Annotated in this window: 14 protein-coding genes; 2 read left to right on the top strand and 12 right to left on the bottom strand. The window is 66.6% G+C overall.

What is annotated here, in order from left to right:
* Positions 1–11 precede the first annotated feature (11 nt).
* From ABFK29_RS13300 to ABFK29_RS13310, 3 genes are all read right to left on the bottom strand, one after another.
* Positions 12–965 (bottom strand): ABC transporter permease, encoded by a 954-nt coding sequence (locus tag ABFK29_RS13300; protein ID WP_005855635.1) that lies wholly within the window; start codon positions 963–965, stop codon positions 12–14.
* 57 nt (positions 966–1,022) lie between these two features.
* Complete coding sequence (locus ABFK29_RS13305; protein WP_005855637.1) at positions 1,023–2,624, bottom strand: ABC transporter substrate-binding protein; 1,602 nt, start codon at positions 2,622–2,624, stop codon at positions 1,023–1,025.
* A gap of 247 nt (positions 2,625–2,871) precedes the next feature.
* Positions 2,872–3,495 (bottom strand): aspartate/glutamate racemase family protein, encoded by a 624-nt coding sequence (locus ABFK29_RS13310; RefSeq protein WP_232281505.1) that lies wholly within the window; start codon positions 3,493–3,495, stop codon positions 2,872–2,874.
* A gap of 133 nt (positions 3,496–3,628) precedes the next feature.
* Between ABFK29_RS13310 and map the strand changes: the two genes are divergently transcribed.
* A complete protein-coding gene (map, locus tag ABFK29_RS13315) occupies positions 3,629–4,375 on the top strand; it encodes a type I methionyl aminopeptidase (protein ID WP_005855641.1) in 747 nt (248 codons plus the stop codon).
* Positions 4,376–4,506: 131 nt separating this feature from the next.
* On the opposite strand, the gene ABFK29_RS13320 is transcribed toward map, so the two are convergent.
* From ABFK29_RS13320 to ABFK29_RS13335, 4 genes are all read right to left on the bottom strand, one after another.
* A complete protein-coding gene (locus ABFK29_RS13320) occupies positions 4,507–5,091 on the bottom strand; it encodes an HNH endonuclease (RefSeq protein ID WP_005855643.1) in 585 nt (194 codons plus the stop codon).
* Positions 5,092–5,462: 371 nt separating this feature from the next.
* Positions 5,463–6,128 carry an alpha/beta hydrolase gene (locus tag ABFK29_RS13325; protein WP_005855644.1) on the bottom strand — a complete coding sequence of 222 codons (666 nt, stop codon included), beginning with the start codon at positions 6,126–6,128 and terminating at the stop codon, positions 5,463–5,465.
* A 25-nt stretch (positions 6,129–6,153) separates the two neighbouring features.
* Positions 6,154–6,552, bottom strand: coding sequence for a hypothetical protein (locus ABFK29_RS13330; protein WP_005855646.1), 399 nt, complete (start codon positions 6,550–6,552; stop codon positions 6,154–6,156).
* The gene (locus ABFK29_RS13335) at positions 6,549–7,187 is read right to left on the bottom strand and encodes a DNA-3-methyladenine glycosylase family protein (RefSeq protein WP_005855648.1); all 639 of its coding nucleotides are present in this window, start codon (positions 7,185–7,187) and stop codon (positions 6,549–6,551) included. The genes ABFK29_RS13330 and ABFK29_RS13335 overlap by 4 nt, the downstream gene beginning before the upstream one ends.
* A gap of 186 nt (positions 7,188–7,373) precedes the next feature.
* Between ABFK29_RS13335 and ABFK29_RS13340 the strand changes: the two genes are divergently transcribed.
* Positions 7,374–8,603, top strand: coding sequence for an MFS transporter (locus ABFK29_RS13340; RefSeq protein WP_005855650.1), 1,230 nt, complete (start codon positions 7,374–7,376; stop codon positions 8,601–8,603).
* A gap of 600 nt (positions 8,604–9,203) precedes the next feature.
* On the opposite strand, the gene ABFK29_RS13345 is transcribed toward ABFK29_RS13340, so the two are convergent.
* From ABFK29_RS13345 to ABFK29_RS13365, 5 genes are all read right to left on the bottom strand, one after another.
* The gene (locus ABFK29_RS13345; protein ID WP_005855652.1) at positions 9,204–9,983 is read right to left on the bottom strand and encodes a squalene/phytoene synthase family protein; all 780 of its coding nucleotides are present in this window, start codon (positions 9,981–9,983) and stop codon (positions 9,204–9,206) included.
* Positions 9,980–10,690: a class I SAM-dependent methyltransferase gene (locus ABFK29_RS13350; protein ID WP_005855654.1), complete on the bottom strand. Its 711-nt coding sequence runs from the start codon at positions 10,688–10,690 to the stop codon at positions 9,980–9,982. The genes ABFK29_RS13345 and ABFK29_RS13350 overlap by 4 nt, the downstream gene beginning before the upstream one ends.
* A complete protein-coding gene (cimA, locus tag ABFK29_RS13355; RefSeq protein ID WP_005855656.1) occupies positions 10,690–12,306 on the bottom strand; it encodes a citramalate synthase in 1,617 nt (538 codons plus the stop codon). Before cimA ends, ABFK29_RS13350 begins: the two co-directional genes overlap by 1 nt.
* Positions 12,307–12,415: 109 nt before the next feature.
* Complete coding sequence (gene cysS, locus ABFK29_RS13360) at positions 12,416–13,951, bottom strand: cysteine--tRNA ligase (RefSeq protein ID WP_005855658.1); 1,536 nt, start codon at positions 13,949–13,951, stop codon at positions 12,416–12,418.
* Between the two features lie 182 nt (positions 13,952–14,133).
* On the bottom strand, positions 14,134–14,766 hold the full coding sequence (locus tag ABFK29_RS13365) for a BPSL0067 family protein (protein ID WP_005855660.1): 633 nt from the start codon (positions 14,764–14,766) through the stop codon (positions 14,134–14,136).
* Between the last annotated feature and the right edge of the window lie 75 nt (positions 14,767–14,841).

The raw sequence follows: 14,841 nt of genomic DNA on the forward strand, positions 1-14,841 counted from the left end.
AGGGCCAAGGGTCAGGTCCTCTGGATGCGTGGGTCGATGGCGGCCTGCACCACGTCGACGATCAGGTTCATCGCCACGAAGAACAGCGCCAGCACGAGGATCGTGCCCTGCAACAGCGGCAAGTCGCGCTGGAAGATCGCGTTCGACAACAGGAAGCCGGAACCGGGCCAGTTGAAAACCGTCTCGATCAGGATCGAGCCGCCCAGCAGGTAGCCAAGCTGCAGGCCCATCACCGACAACGCGGTGGCGGCGGCGTTGCGGGCGACATGGCGCAGCACGTCGGCGCGGCTCATGCCCTTGGCGTAAAGCGCCTGCACGAAGTCCATGGTCAGGATGTCCCCGGCCAGCGCCCGCACGGTGCGCGCGACGATGCCGATGGGCACCACGGCCAACGTCACGGCGGGCAGGATCAGGTGGCGCATGTGCGCCCAGTCCCACTCCCACGCCTGGCTTCCGCCCGGGCCTGCGCCCATGGACGGCAACCACCCGAGGTTCACCGAAAAGATGATGACCAGGACGATGCCCAGCCAGTAGTTCGGCACCGAAACGCCGGTGATCGACAAAGCGGTCACGCCGCGGTCGATCCAGGTGTCGCGGAAATAGCCTGCGAGGAAACCCAGGAAGATGCCGATGGGAAAGGCGATGACAGCCGCACTCGCGGCCAGCAGCAGGGAGTTCTGCACAGCGCCAAATACCTCTCCGGCGACGGGGCGCCCGGTGGCGATGGACTTGCCCATGTCGCCCTGCACGAGGTTGCCGATCCAGATGGTGTATTGCACCGGCAGGGGCTTGTCCAAACCGTAGGCGGCACGCATCGCGGCCTGCTCCTCGGCAGTGGCATCGACCGGCATGATGGCGGTCAGCGGATCGCCGGGTGCGATCTGCACCAGCAGAAAGCAGATGACCGAGACGCCGAAGGCGACCGGCAGAACCAGAAGAATGCGGCGAAGTAGATAGCTGAGCACGTGTGAGCCCCTTACCAGAGGCCCCGCCACCCCGCAAAGGGCGGCGGGGCGGGTCTGTTACTCTTCGATCGAGATGGACGAAAAGTTCTGATACCAGTTCTGCGCCTGCACGAAGCCCTTCACGGACGGCTTCATCGCTCGCGGTGCCACGTCATGCGTGACGAACAGGAACAGCGCGTCGTTCACGAACTTCTCGTGCGTCTTCTGCAGCACCGCGTTCTGCTCTTCGGGATCGAAGGTGGTCTTGATGCCTTCGAACAGCGCCTGCATCTCGTCGTCGCAATAGTGACCCCAGTTGGTGCCATTCGGCGCGATCAGGTTGCAGTCGAGGTGGCGGATCAGGCCGGTGAACGGGTCCTGGATGAAGTAGGTGAAGTTGATCGACTGCGACCCGTCGACCGACGCATCGGCCGCGCCCGCGCGCCACAAGTTGATCATCTGGTTCCACTCGACGACCATGAACTCCACGTCGATCCAGATCTCAGAAAGGCTCTGCTGGATGTATTCGTTCATCGGCAGCGGCAGCATCTGGCCAGACCCCGAGGGCGAGATCAGCGCCTTGACCTTCAGGCGGTTGTCCGGGCCGTACCCGGCCTCCTGCATCAGCGCCTTGGCCGCTTCGAGATCGTAGGTCACGTCGAATTCGGGGTTGCCGAACCACTGCGAGGACGGCGGCAGGAAGCCCTTCGCCGGGACCATCAGCCCGCCCAGCAGCGGCATCATGCCTTCGCGGTCGATAGCGAGGTTGGCAGCCTTGCGGACGTTGATGTCGTTCCACGGCGACCCTTCCAGCCGCGACAGGTGCCAGGTCCAGTTGTGCGGATAGGCGTTCGACGAGATGACTAAGCCGTTGCCTTCCATCGCCGGGATGGTGTCGGGGGCCGGCGCTTCGATCCAGTCCACCTGTCCCGACATCAGTGCCGCGGCGCGGGCGTTCGGTTCGGGCAGCGGCATCAGCACCATCTTGTCCAGCTTGGGGATGCGTTCCTCGTCCCAATACTCGGTGTTGGGGACCAGTTCGGCGCGCTCACGCGGAACGAAGGTCTCCAGCTTCCACGGGCCGGTGCCGGAGGGCGACATGGCAACCTTTTCCCAGTCCTTGTCCATCGCCTCCCAGTTCGCCTTCGACGACATCAGGATCCACGCCAGCTGATAGGGCAGCGTCGCGTCGGGCTCCTTGGTGGTGATGGTCAGCGTCAGGTCGTCCACCGCCTCGTACGAAGCGACCGCCGGAATGCGCGACTTGCCCTGCGCCGACTGGCGCGGGTCGTATTGCTCTGCCTGGTCGTTCAGCAGCTTCTCGAAGTTCCAGACCGCGACCTCTGCCGTGAAGGGAGAGCCGTCGTGGAAAGTCACGTCGGGGCGCAGCTTGAAGGTCCATGTCAGCTGGTCGTCGCCCACCGACCATTCGGTCGCGAGGCCGGGGATCAGCACCGAAGGTTTGTCCGCGCTGGTCAGGTCCCATTCGATCAGCGAGTCGTAGACCGTATAACCCATGAACCGCATGCCTTCACCGCCCTGGTCGGTCTGGCCCGTGGTAAGCGGAATGTCCGCCGCCGTCATGCCCACGCGCAGGGTGCCCTGCGCCTGGGCCATGCCGCCACACAACAGCGTGACCGCCGTTGCAAAGGCCGCAACGCCCTTTCCGAATGTCTTCATGAATACCTCTCCGTGTTCTGACCCGGGCACTTCGGCCCGCTAGGTGTTCCGACGCGCGTCGTTGCGGCGTCCACGGCCTAAAGTCTCGTCAAGTGCCCAATCCGTAAGCCAGCAAGGAAACGTGTCAGCCCGCGTTGGGGCGCGGAGCGTCAGGATAGCTGCGTGGAAAACGGGCGAATGCGTACACTTCTGCTGCAAAACTATGCGCGCGATACACCTTTGCGCTGCACCATCAGCGGCGCGGCCCCTACAGACGGTCCTTCAGCGCGCGCGCCGCCGCCCGGATCGGAGCGATCAGGGGAATCGCCGCGTGATCCGCCAACCGCTCTGCCGCCTCTCCCAGAGGGCCGCCGCCGATGATCGCCACCGCCGCGCCCTGCCCGGCGGCCCGGTCGATCCCCGCCATCAACGCCCGGTCGAGCGCATCCGCATCCTCCATCAAGCGCAGCGGATCGCCTTGCGTCAGGAAACACCCCACATAACGGCCCGCACCGGCATGGGCACGCATCAGACCATCGACGGACCGTTCCAGACCCGGCGTGGTCGTCACCACGGCAAAACGGCGCCCGCCCATACCGGCCTCAGCCGCCGCAGCCGCGCCGATGCCCACCACCGGGCAATCGAGCCGCGCCGCCAGTGCCGCCTGCCCCGGATCCCCGAAGGCCGCGACGATCACGCCTGCCGCATCGGGCAAGTCTGCGGCGGCCACCTCTTCGGCGGAGGCGGCCAGCGCCTCTTCGGTGACGATCATCCCCGGTCCCCGGGGCGCGGTCCAGCCTTCGACCCCCGGCAGGATCTGCAGGGCGATGGCGACCATGGCCTGCGTGGTCGCGGCGTTCGAGTTCGGGTTCATCAGGATCAGTCGGGACACCGCCGCGCAACCTCTTGAAGGACAGGACCCGCCAAGCCTGCCGCCGTGGGACGGTACGCGCAAGCGCCACGGCGCCGGGACAAACGCGGCGCCATGCGCTATCTGTCACGTGGTAAGACAAGTGGAGCACACCATGACCATCGACAGACAGGAAGACCTGGACGGCCTGAAAGAGATCGGGCGCATCGTCGCCAACACCCTGCGCGCGATGGCACAGGCGATGGAGCCGGGCATGACCACCCGCGAACTCGACGCCATCGGGCGCGCGTATCTCGACCGGCACGGCGCGGTCTCGGCCCCGGAACAGGTCTACGACTTCCCCGGCGCCACCTGCATCAGCGTGAACGAGGACATCGCCCACGGCATCCCCGGCGACCGGGTGATCGCCGCCGGGGACCTCGTGAACATCGACGTCTCCGCGTCAAAGGACGGATATTTCGCCGACACCGGCGCGACCCACCGCGTACCGCCCGTGAAGCCCTCGCTCGACCGCCTCTGCCGGGACGGACGGCGGGCGATGCAGATCGGTATCGCGCAGGTCCGCGCAGGCCGCAGGCTGGACGGGATCGGGCGAGCCATCGGGCGCTTCGCCTCCGACCGGGGGTACACTCTGGTGCGCAACCTCGCCAGTCACGGTGTCGGACGGTCGCTGCACGAATACCCCGGCGAGATCGCCACATGGCCCAACAAGGACACGCGCCGTATCCACAATGGCCTCGTCCTGACGGTGGAGCCGTTCCTGTCGACCGGCGCGCTCTGGGCGACCGATGGCGGCGACGGCTGGACACTGCGCGCCGACCCAAGGGCGCCTGTTGTCCAGTACGAACACACCGTGGTCGCAACCGGCGGCAAGGCCATATTCGTCACCCTGCCCGGCTGACCCGTGACGCCCACCCGCGCACCACGAACTGACAGACGAACCGCGCCGATAGTCCAATTCGGCGACCTAAGCCGACAGACCGAAGTGCCCCGCGATGCGTCCGCGCCGGGCGTCTCGTCGGAACCGCCCGTTCAGGCCTCCAGCTCGGCGTCCCAGTAGAGGAAGTCCATCCAGCTGTCGTGCAGGTGGTTCGGCGGAAAGCGCCGTCCCATGTTCAGAAGCTCGCCGGCTGTCGGCTGCCTTGGCACTTTCCGCAGGCTCAGACCCGACTGCCGGAGGCTGCGCGACCCTTTGCGCAGGTTGCAGGGCGCGCAGGCCGCCACCACGTTTTCCCAGCTCGTGATGCCGCCCCGCGCCCTCGGGATCACGTGATCGAATGTCAGTTCCGCCTTGGTCCCACAGTACTGGCAGCGGAATTCGTCCCTCAGAAAAAGATTGAAGCGCGTGAAGGCCACGCGCTTCTGAGGTTTCACAAAATCTTTCAGAACGACCACACTGGGTATCCTGATGCTCATACTCGGGCTTCGGACGACCTCGTCGTATTCCGCCACGATATCCACCCGGTCGAGAAACTTGGCCTTCACCGCCTCCTGCCACGTCCAGAGGCTGAGTGGATAGTAGGACAACGGCCTGTAGTCCGCATTCAGCACAAGCGCCGGATGGTGCCTCAGGGCGCCCGGCTCCCGCACGAAAGTGGTTCTGAAATCTCCGTCCATTGCGGGACTCGTCCTCCGCTCCGTCTGCTCTTTCTCAAGCACCGGAGCGGGACGACCCGCCCCAGCTAGGTGCCACTATATCTCGCGGCAACCTTCTGGCAAGCCTTACAAGATGGTGTGGTCCTGCAGAGCAGTAGCCCCCGAATGTAATGCCTGTGTGACAGGCAGGTGGGCCACAGGGCACCGGAGTCCAGCCGTGGCGCGGCTCTGTGGACGGATCGGGACCCGACGCGCAAAGGCGGCCATGTGTACAAAACCGGACCCGCGGCGGCCCTGCGCCTCCGCATCCAGCCATTCAACAGTTCAACCGTCGAAGGTATGGCCCGCCGCACCAGCGCAAGATCGGCCGGTCAGCCGCCGCGCCAACGGCCTCAGAAACCGCATTTGTCGCGGATAAACGCCAGTGCGACCGACAGCCCGTCGGGGGCGATCCCATGGGCCGTGCCCTTCATGATATGGGCATAGACCTCCTCGAAGCCCGCGCCCTGCAACGCCTCTGCCGCAGCGGGAAGCGAGTCCACGGGCACCACGTCGTCCATGTCGCCATGCAACAGCAGGATCGGCGGCATGGACTGCACCTCGTCCGCCAGAAGCTCCGGCTGCAACAGACGACCCGAGAAGCCCACGATCCCCGCGACGGCATCCTCCCGGCGCGGCCCCACGTGCAGGCTCATCATCGTGCCCTGGCTGAACCCGAAAAGGCAGACCTGTTCGGGCAACAGATCCTCATCCACCATCAGCGCGTCGAGAAAGGCGTTCAGGTCGTCGACCGCCCGCATCATTCCGGCGGCGGCTTCCTCTTCGGACGAGCCGTCGATCCACGGAATCGGAAACCACTGAAAGCCGAACGGGGCGCCCGCGCAGGCCTCCGGCGCATCCGGCGCCACGAACAGCGTGTCCGGCAGATGTTCGCCCAGCGGATCTGCCAGCCCCAGAAGGTCTGCGCCGTTCGCGCCGTAGCCGTGCAGGAAGACCACGCCGGACCGTGTGTCCCCGGATACCGGCGCGCGGCGCCCCGCCTTAAGAACCCGTGTCATCGCAAAACTCTCCCTGATTCCTTTGTCATTCCGGCGCGCAGGTCATCCTGGCGCCGCCCTCGAACCCGTCGGCCCATCGCTCGGCATAGGCATATTCACCGCCGTCCAGCGCGACCAGCACGAAGTCGTAGAAATCCGTGACCTCGCCCGCCGCATCGCGGATCTCGTGGCGGCAGCCCGGGTCGAGATAGTCCGTGCATGTGCCCGCGTCGTCCGTCACCGCGCCATCCGCCACATGGGTCGACATGATGCGATATCCCGCCGCGTCGAGCGTCAGCCGCAGATCGTACGTCTCGGTGGAGCCGTCCGCGTTGGGGAAATCCATTCTCCCCGTACAGACCATGGGCGAAAAGAAGGCCGCCGCGCAGGCCCCGGCCCAGATGACCGCGACCGCCGCGCCGACACCCGTCCAGATGCCGCTCACGCAATGCCCTCTCGCTGTTTGCACACGTGGTAGTAGGCCCAGAGCGCACGCGCCGCAACCGACCGCCAGGGCGACCAGGCCTCTGCCATCCGGCGCAGCGCGCGCTCCGTCGGGCGTTCGTCGAGATCGAACAGCAGCCGTGCGCCCTCCTGCAAGGCCAGGTCGCCGGGGGCAAAGACGTCCGCCCGGCCGAGGCTGAACATCGCATAGATCTCGGCCGTCCAGACACCGATCCCCTTCACCGCCACGAGGGTCTTTACCACCTCGTCGGTGGGCATGTCGCGCAGGCCGTCGAAGTCGATCCCGGCAGAGGCCAGCGCCTGCGCATAGGCCACCTTCTGCCGCGACAGCCCCAGCGCCTTCAGGTCGTCGTCCGAGGCCCCTTGCACCGCCGCGGCAGAGGTCATCCCCGCCGCCTCCAGCCGCGCCCAGATTGCGCGGGCCGAGGCGACGCTGACCTGCTGGCTGACGATGGCGCTCAGAAGCTGGGCGAAACCGTCGGGCCTGCGCCGCAGCGGCAGCGGGCCGGTCAGTTCCAGGGCCCCGGCAAAGCGCGGCTCGCAGGCGGCCAGCCAGTCCGCCCCTTCCGCCACGCAGGCGTCGCCCATTATGATCCGCCCGACACCGTCGTTCATCGCCGTCTCCCTTTCCCGGCACCCTGCCGTCCACAGCGCCGGGACGCAATGCCCGGGCGCGCATCACAGCCGCGACCCGCTTCCTGCGCAATCCGGAGCACCGACCCCGGCGCCGCCCGCACAGGTCGTTCACTGGGACACATTCGCCTCTTGCGATACCTCGCGGCTCGGCCTACGACTTCGCGCATGACCACCCAGACCACGGCCCAGCCCACCGACACCCGCGCCCGCCGCAACGTCACCGTCCTCGTGCTCGCGCAGGCGTTTCTCGGGGCGCAGATGCCGATGATCTTCACCATCGGCGGACTGGCGGGGCAAAGCCTCGCCCCCAACCCCTGCTATGCCACGCTGCCGATCTCGCTGATCGTGCTCGGATCGATGCTGGCGGCCACGCCGGTCTCGGCGATCATGCAGAAATACGGGCGCCGCGCGGGCTTCTTCCTCGGCGCGGGCGCCGGTGCGGTTGGCGGGGCGATCGGTGCTTACGGGCTCCTGACTGCCTCCTTCACGATCTTCCTGCTGGGCAGCCTCGTAACCGGCATCTACATGTCCGCCCAGGGTTTCTACCGTTTCGCCGCCGCCGACACTGCCTCCGAAGACTTCCGCCCCAAGGCGATCTCCTACGTCATGGCCGGCGGCCTCGCCTCTGCCGTGATCGGCCCGCAACTGGTGAAGTTCACCGCTGACAGTTACGTCATCCCCTTCCTCGGTACCTACGCCGGGGTGATCGCGATCAACCTGATCGGCGCCTGCCTGTTCTTCTTCCTCGACATCCCCAAGCCGCCTGTCCCCGCCGAGGACGCACCGAAGGGACGCACCCGCTGGCAGCTCCTGACCACCCCCCGTATCGGCGTGGCGGTGATCTGCGCGGCGGTCTCCTACGCGCTGATGAACCTGGTGATGACCTCGACGCCGCTGGCCGTGGTCGGCTGCGGGTACGAGACCGGAGACGCCGCCAACGTCGTCACCGCACACGTCCTGGCCATGTTCGCGCCCAGCTTCTTCACCGGCCACCTCATCGCCCGCTTCGGCGTGGAACGGATCATGGCCACCGGCCTCGTCATCCTGGCGGGCGCCGGCGCCGTGGGTCTTTCGGGCGTCAACCTCGAACAGTTCTTCGTGGCACTGGTGCTGCTGGGCATCGGCTGGAACTTCGGCTTCATCGGCGCGACCAGCATGCTGTCGGGCGCCCACGAAGCGCATGAACGCGGCCGCATGCAGGGCCTCAACGACCTGATCGTCTTCGGCGCCGTCACCTTCGCCTCGCTGTCCTCGGGCGGCCTGATGAACTGCTCGGGCGGCTCGCCGGTGCAGGGCTGGATGTCGGTGAACCTCGCCATGGCACCGTTTCTCGTGCTGGCCGGCGGCGCGCTGATCTGGCTCTGGCTGCGCCCGAAGGAAGAGCAGCCCGCCTGACATGCGGTTTCGGCCAACCTCGCAAATCGCTGCGGCCAGCGCCGATGCTCGCACTGACGCCTGCTCCGTGTGCGCGGCAAACCCTGTGCGCGGCAAATCATTGCCCCGCCAGGTCGCGTGACGCCCGCAACGCCCCCCCTGGCAAGCCGAAACCGGTGCGCGACCACGCAACCGCAATGACGGTCCCGCGCCACGCCCGCCACCTGTCCCGATAGGGAAACCGCCTTCTCCCGCCAACGCTCTCGAAGCGGTCCACGACCCCTTGCCCGGAAAACGGGCGCTCACTGCCGGCGCCCTTACACCCAAACGCCAGCCACCGACCCAGCAACAGCGCCGGGTTCGGCCCTGTCCCTGCGATCGCGAGGGACAAGAACGGCCAGACCGACGGCCCCCGCTTTCCCCACACATGCCGTCTAGACAGCCTGAAGTGCGCCGATTGCGTGTTCCCGGTGCCGGAAAGGCTCCTGAACGTACCCATCACGGACGCACGGCAAGACGCCCTCCCTTCCGGCCCCCCTTCATCTTTGCCAAAATACCTCCGGGGGTCCGGGGGGCGGCGCCCCCCGGCGGGTCGCTGCCGCAAGGCAGCGAAACCCGGTCTCAGATGCGCCCGGTCAGCCCGGCCCGCAACCGCGTCCAACGCACCTTGGCCTCCGAGGGCAGAAGCGTGCCATCCTTGACCCGCCCCGGATCCGCAACGGCGCGGCGCAGCATGGGCTCCGCCAGCACACCGGCCATCAGCGCCGCGCGGGCGGCGCGCGGCACCGCCCCTTGCGCCGCCCGAGCCTCCGCCACCAGGTCCAGCCCATGTGCCGCAAGCGCGCGCACCGCCTCGGGGCGCCCGTCCGCCAGCGGCAACTTGCCCCGCGCCTCCAGCACCGGCACCGCGCGCAGGTAAGCCGCGAGACCGGAAGCCTTTCCCAGTGCCCGAGCCGCGCGTCCGTCCCGGTCCCCAAGACAACGGGCCGCGACAAACATCAGCCCGCCGCCCGTGGCCTCCAGGTAGGACCACAGGGCGTGCGGCTCATCGAACGGGGCCTTCTCGATATCCGCGCGCCGTGCTTCCACCAGCGCGTCCAGCACCGCCGCCCCTTCGGCGTCCAGCACCTCCGCCAGCGGCGAGACCACCTCGTGCCGCCGGACCGCGCCGCCGCCGCCGATCTCGTCCAGCGCGTCGCGCCACCATTGCAGGCGCATCTCGGCGATCATCGGCTCTGCCGTCACCCAGGGCGCGCGCGCCACCTCGACATTGAAGGCGTACAGCGGAAAGAGCACGCGCCGCGCCGCGACCGGCGCCGCCATGGCACCCGCGAAACGCTCCGGGTCGCCGCGCTCGACGATCTCCGCGCAGGCATGCAGATCGGACCCCGGCGCGATCATGTCAGCCGCGCCACGCACAACAGATACCCGGTCTCGCCCTTGACCCGCCGCCATGTCGCGGCCTCCGCCGCGCAGAGGTCCAGCATCTCCGACAGCCGGGCGTCGGCCCCCGGACGCAATGCAGAGATCCGCGCTTCCATGGGGCGGTAATAGGCCTCCCATCCGGCGTCCGGCACCTTGCGCGTGCCCAGCACCTCGAACCCGGCCGCACCGGCCGCCGCCGCGATACCTTCGGCCGAACGCGCCGGATAGCCCTCCCAGAAGGCCCGGGCCTCCGCGCCCGGCGCCTCGGTGAAAAAACAGGGCTCCGAAAACGCCAGCACCCCGCGGGGCTTCAGCGCCCGGGCCATTGCCGCCAGCCCGTCCTGAAGCCCGAGGAAATAGAGCGCGCCCGCACACCAGATCATGTCGAACGGTCCCGGCAGCGCGCCAAGGTCGCCCTCCATGACGGACACCCGCGGATCGCCCGCAAACCGCGCGTCCGCCTCCGCGACGAAGCTGGCCATCCGGTCCACCGCCACCACCCGTGCACCCGGCGCGGCGGCCAGCAGGGCGTCGATGTCGCCGCCCGGGCCGCAGCCCGCATCGCAGATCGAGGCGTCTTCCGGCAGACCGGCCAGCGCGCAGGCCCAGGCCACATCGTCCGGCGCGCCCGGCCCTTCGCGCGGCAGCCCGCGGTGTACGGCAAAGAACGTTTCCCAATCCATCAGGCCGCGCCCGCCCGCACCAGCTTCCAGCGCACCGCGTCCAGAAGCGCCTCGAACGATGCGTCGACGATGTTGGCCGACACACCCACCGTCGCCCACCGCCGGCCCGAGGAATCCTCGCTGTCGATGATGACCCGCGTCACCGCCTCCGTGCCGCCCTGCGTGATGCGTACCTTGAAGTCCACCAGCCGCATGTCGTCGATGTACGCTTGGTAGGACCCGAGGTCCTTCGCCAGCGCCTTCGACAGGGCGTTCACCGGGCCGCGGTCGTTGCCTTCCTCGTCCATGGACTCCGAGACCGACAGCTTCTTTTCACCGTCGACCTTCACCACCACGACCGCCTCCGACAGCGACACCATGCGGTTGTACTTGTTCTTCCGCCGCTCGACCGTCACGCGGTAGCGCTTCACCTCGAAGAACTCCGGCAGCAGCCCCAGCTCTTCCCGCGCCAGCAATTCGAACGATGCCTGCGCGGTGTCGTAGGAATAACCCTCCGCTTCCCGCGTCTTCACCAGTTCGAGAATGCGCGCCAGCGCCGGATCGCCCGGCGCGACCTCAAGCCCCGCTTCCGCCAGCCTGCGCCGCAGGTTCGACTGCCCGGCCTGGTTCGACATCGGCACCACCCGCCGGTTGCCCACCAGCGCGGGGTCGATATGCTCGTAGGTCGTGGGGTCCTTGAGGATCGCACTGGCATGCAGCCCCGCCTTGTGCGCAAAGGCCGAAGCGCCCACATAGGCCACCTGCTTCAGCGGCACCCGGTTCAGCACGTCGTCCAGCATCCGGCTCACCCGCGTCAGCCCTTCCAGCGCCTCGTGGCTGACGCCCGTCTCGTAGCGGCTGGCGTAAGGCTCCTTCAGCAGAAGCGTCGGGATCAGCGCCGTCAGATTGGCATTGCCGCAACGCTCGCCCAGCCCGTTCAACGTGCCCTGGATTTGCCGCGCGCCCGCCTCGACCGCCGCCAGCGACCCGGACACCGCGGTTTCGGTGTCGTTGTGGGTGTGGATCCCGACCCTGTCGCCTGGCACGCCCGCCGCGATCACCCCGCCGACGATCCGCCCGATCTCCGTCGGCAGCGTGCCACCGTTGGTGTCGCACAGCACGACCCAACGCGCCCCGGCATCCAACGCCGCCCGAAGGCAGGACAGCGCATACGACGGGTTGGCCTTGTAGCCGTCAAAGAAATGCTCCGCGTCGAACAGCGCTTCCCGCCCCGAGGCCACCAGATGCGCGACCGAGGCGGCGATGTTCCCGACGTTCTCCTCCAGCGTGATCCCCAGCGCCGTCGTGACGTGGAAGTCATGCGTCTTGCCCACGAGACAGACCGCCGGAGTGCCCGCGTTCATCACCGCCGCCAGCACATCGTCGTTCTCCGCCGACCGTCCGGCCCGCTTGGTCATCCCGAAGGCGGTCAGCACCGCCCGCGTCTGGCCCACCTCCTCGAAAAAGGCGGAATCCGTCGGGTTCGCCCCGGGCCAGCCGCCCTCGATATGATCCACCCCCAGCGCATCCAGCGCGGCGGCGATCTTCAGCTTCTCGGCGGTGGAGAACTGCACCCCCTGCGTCTGCTGCCCGTCGCGCAGCGTGGTGTCGTAGAGATAAAGCCGCTCGCGTGCCATCACCGCGCCCCCCGTTTCCGACAGGGTCGACCCTGCGCTTCTTTGCTTTCCAAATACCTCCGGGGTCTGGGGCAGAGCCCCAGTCCGTGCTCACAGTCAGCGCCACGCATCAGACCTGCTCCAGCTTGGCCGGATCGAAATCCGGACCCGGCACCAGCTCGACGCCCGCCTTGGACATGCGCACCTCGACGCCAGCGTTGAGCAGGGCGGACTTGAATCTGTCCAGTTCGCGGAAACACTCTTTCTTGTCGGCCCCTGGTTCTTGGACTTTCGCGAGAGCTTCGGCTCTAAGGTTTACAAGCTTTGAGGAAAAATCCGATAAATCGAAAAACACCTGATCCTCGAACCAATCGGCTAGTTCATCTTGCAACAAGCCCAACAGGTTTGCAGAAGACTTCAGCCGTTTTGCAAGTTCGGCACTGTTTTCCGATGACTCAGGAACGTTTAAATCACCGGAAGATCTCTGTTTCTCGGACACCAGAGCTGATTTCAAATAGTCCGCAATGCTTCCAAGTTTGTCCAACGCCGGCTTGGTATTCAAGTCTTCGGCGAGATCGGAAACCACGCCCAAATCGGCAGCAGTCGAATCGACACCTTCTACTCCTGCCTCTTTCAAGAGCGCACGCCAGTATGCGAGTTTCCTTTTGGCCTCCCGCGCCTTCTCAGCGGTCCAGTCCATCGGCTTGCGGTAGTGCGTCGACAACATGACAAAACGGATCACCTCTCCAGGCACGCCCTGGTCCAGCAGATCCCGCACGGTAAAGAAGTTGCCCAGCGACTTGGACATCTTCCTGCCCTCGACCTGCAGCATCTCGTTGTGCATCCAGACCTTCGCGAAGTCGCCCTCCGGGTGTGCGCAGCAGGACTGGGCGATCTCGTTTTCGTGGTGCGGGAACATCAGGTCGTTGCCACCGCCGTGGATGTCGAAACTGGAACCGAACAGCTCGTAGGACATGGCGGAGCATTCGATGTGCCAGCCCGGGCGCCCCCGGCCCCAGGGGCTGTCCCAGCCCGGCAGTTCGTCCGAGGACGGCTTCCACAGCACGAAGTCCATCGGATCTTCCTTGTAGGGCGCGACCTCGACCCGGGCGCCCGCCATCATGTCGTCGACCGACCGCCCCGACAGCTTGCCGTAGGCCTCATAGGACCGCACCCGGAACAGCACGTGCCCCTCGGCGGCATAGGCGTGGCCGCTTTCGATCAGCCCTTCGATCATCGCGACCATCGGCGCGATGTACTCCGTCGCGCGCGGCATCCGGTCGGGCTCCAGCGCGCCGAGTTCGCCCATGTCCTTCAGGTACCACGAGATCGTCTCTTCGGTGCGCTCGCGGATCAGATCCTCCAGCGTGCCATCCGCCCCCGCCTCCTTGCGCGCCAGCGCCGTCGCGTTGATCTTGTCGTCGACGTCGGTGAAGTTACGCACGTAGGTCACGTGATCTGCACCGTAGACGTGGCGCAGCAGCCGGTAGAGTACGTCGAACACCAGCACGGGCCGTGCGTTGCCCAGATGCGCCCGGTCGTAGACCGTCGGCCCGCACACGTACATCCGCACGTTTTCCGGGTCGATGGGGACAAACACTTCCTTCGCCCGGTTGCGGGTGTTCGTCAGCCTGATCTCCAGACGGTCGGGATTCGGGTCGGCCATATTGCGTGGTCCTCGGCGATTGCTCGCGGCGGGATTAGCAACTTCAACTCTGAGAGGGAATAGAAGACCGGCCCGCCGACGATGTCAGCGGATAATGCAAGCGATGATGATTGCGCTACGGGTGGTCATGCGCGCTCTGTATCAGCCGGCGCGCCGTCTGCCAAGCGAATCCTGCCAGCCCCTCACACCTTGCGGATCACCGAGAACGCATCGCCGTTGTTGCTGGGATCCTTCCACATCATCCCGTCCAACCCCTGAAAGGTCACGTGGCGCCTCTGGATCGCGTCCAGCCCGGACCATTGCTCGACGACATAGATGCCCGTCGCATCCTGGCCGTCGTAAAAGGCACCATGGTTGCCGTGCGCCTTGTTCGGATACTTGCCGTACTCGAAGGTGGCGATGGCCGTGCCCCGCGCAATCAGCGCATCGTTGCCGCGCACCCGCAGACCCTGCCGCCAACCGGACGTCAGGCCGACGTGGGTGTAATACTGCAGCAGCGTCACGCATTGATGGGTCGAGACAAGCGGCTGCCCCTCAAGATCGCGCACCTTGCTTTTCACGTACGGCCCCTTCAGCGACAGCGCGTCCGCGAGGTAGTTCATGATCTTGTTGCGCGACGTGACCGAAAGCGACTTCGACCAGGACACCAGGTGGCACAGCGTGGCGTATTCGGCGTCCGAGACCTGCGCATCCAGTTTGGTGACGCCGATGATCCCGTCGGCTTCGTGATCGGTGATCCTGCGGTCGTTCTGGATGGCAAGGAGAATGACGCGCTTCAGAGCGCCATCCTGGGCCGGAGGGGGAGGAGGAGGCATGGCAATGACCTTTTCGTTGAATATGCGACTTCGTTGAAAATTTGACGTTCAATACGTCGATCATCCGCCAATGCC

The sequence above is a fragment of the Sagittula stellata E-37 genome (assembly GCF_039724765.1).
Classification (GTDB): domain Bacteria; phylum Pseudomonadota; class Alphaproteobacteria; order Rhodobacterales; family Rhodobacteraceae; genus Sagittula; species Sagittula stellata.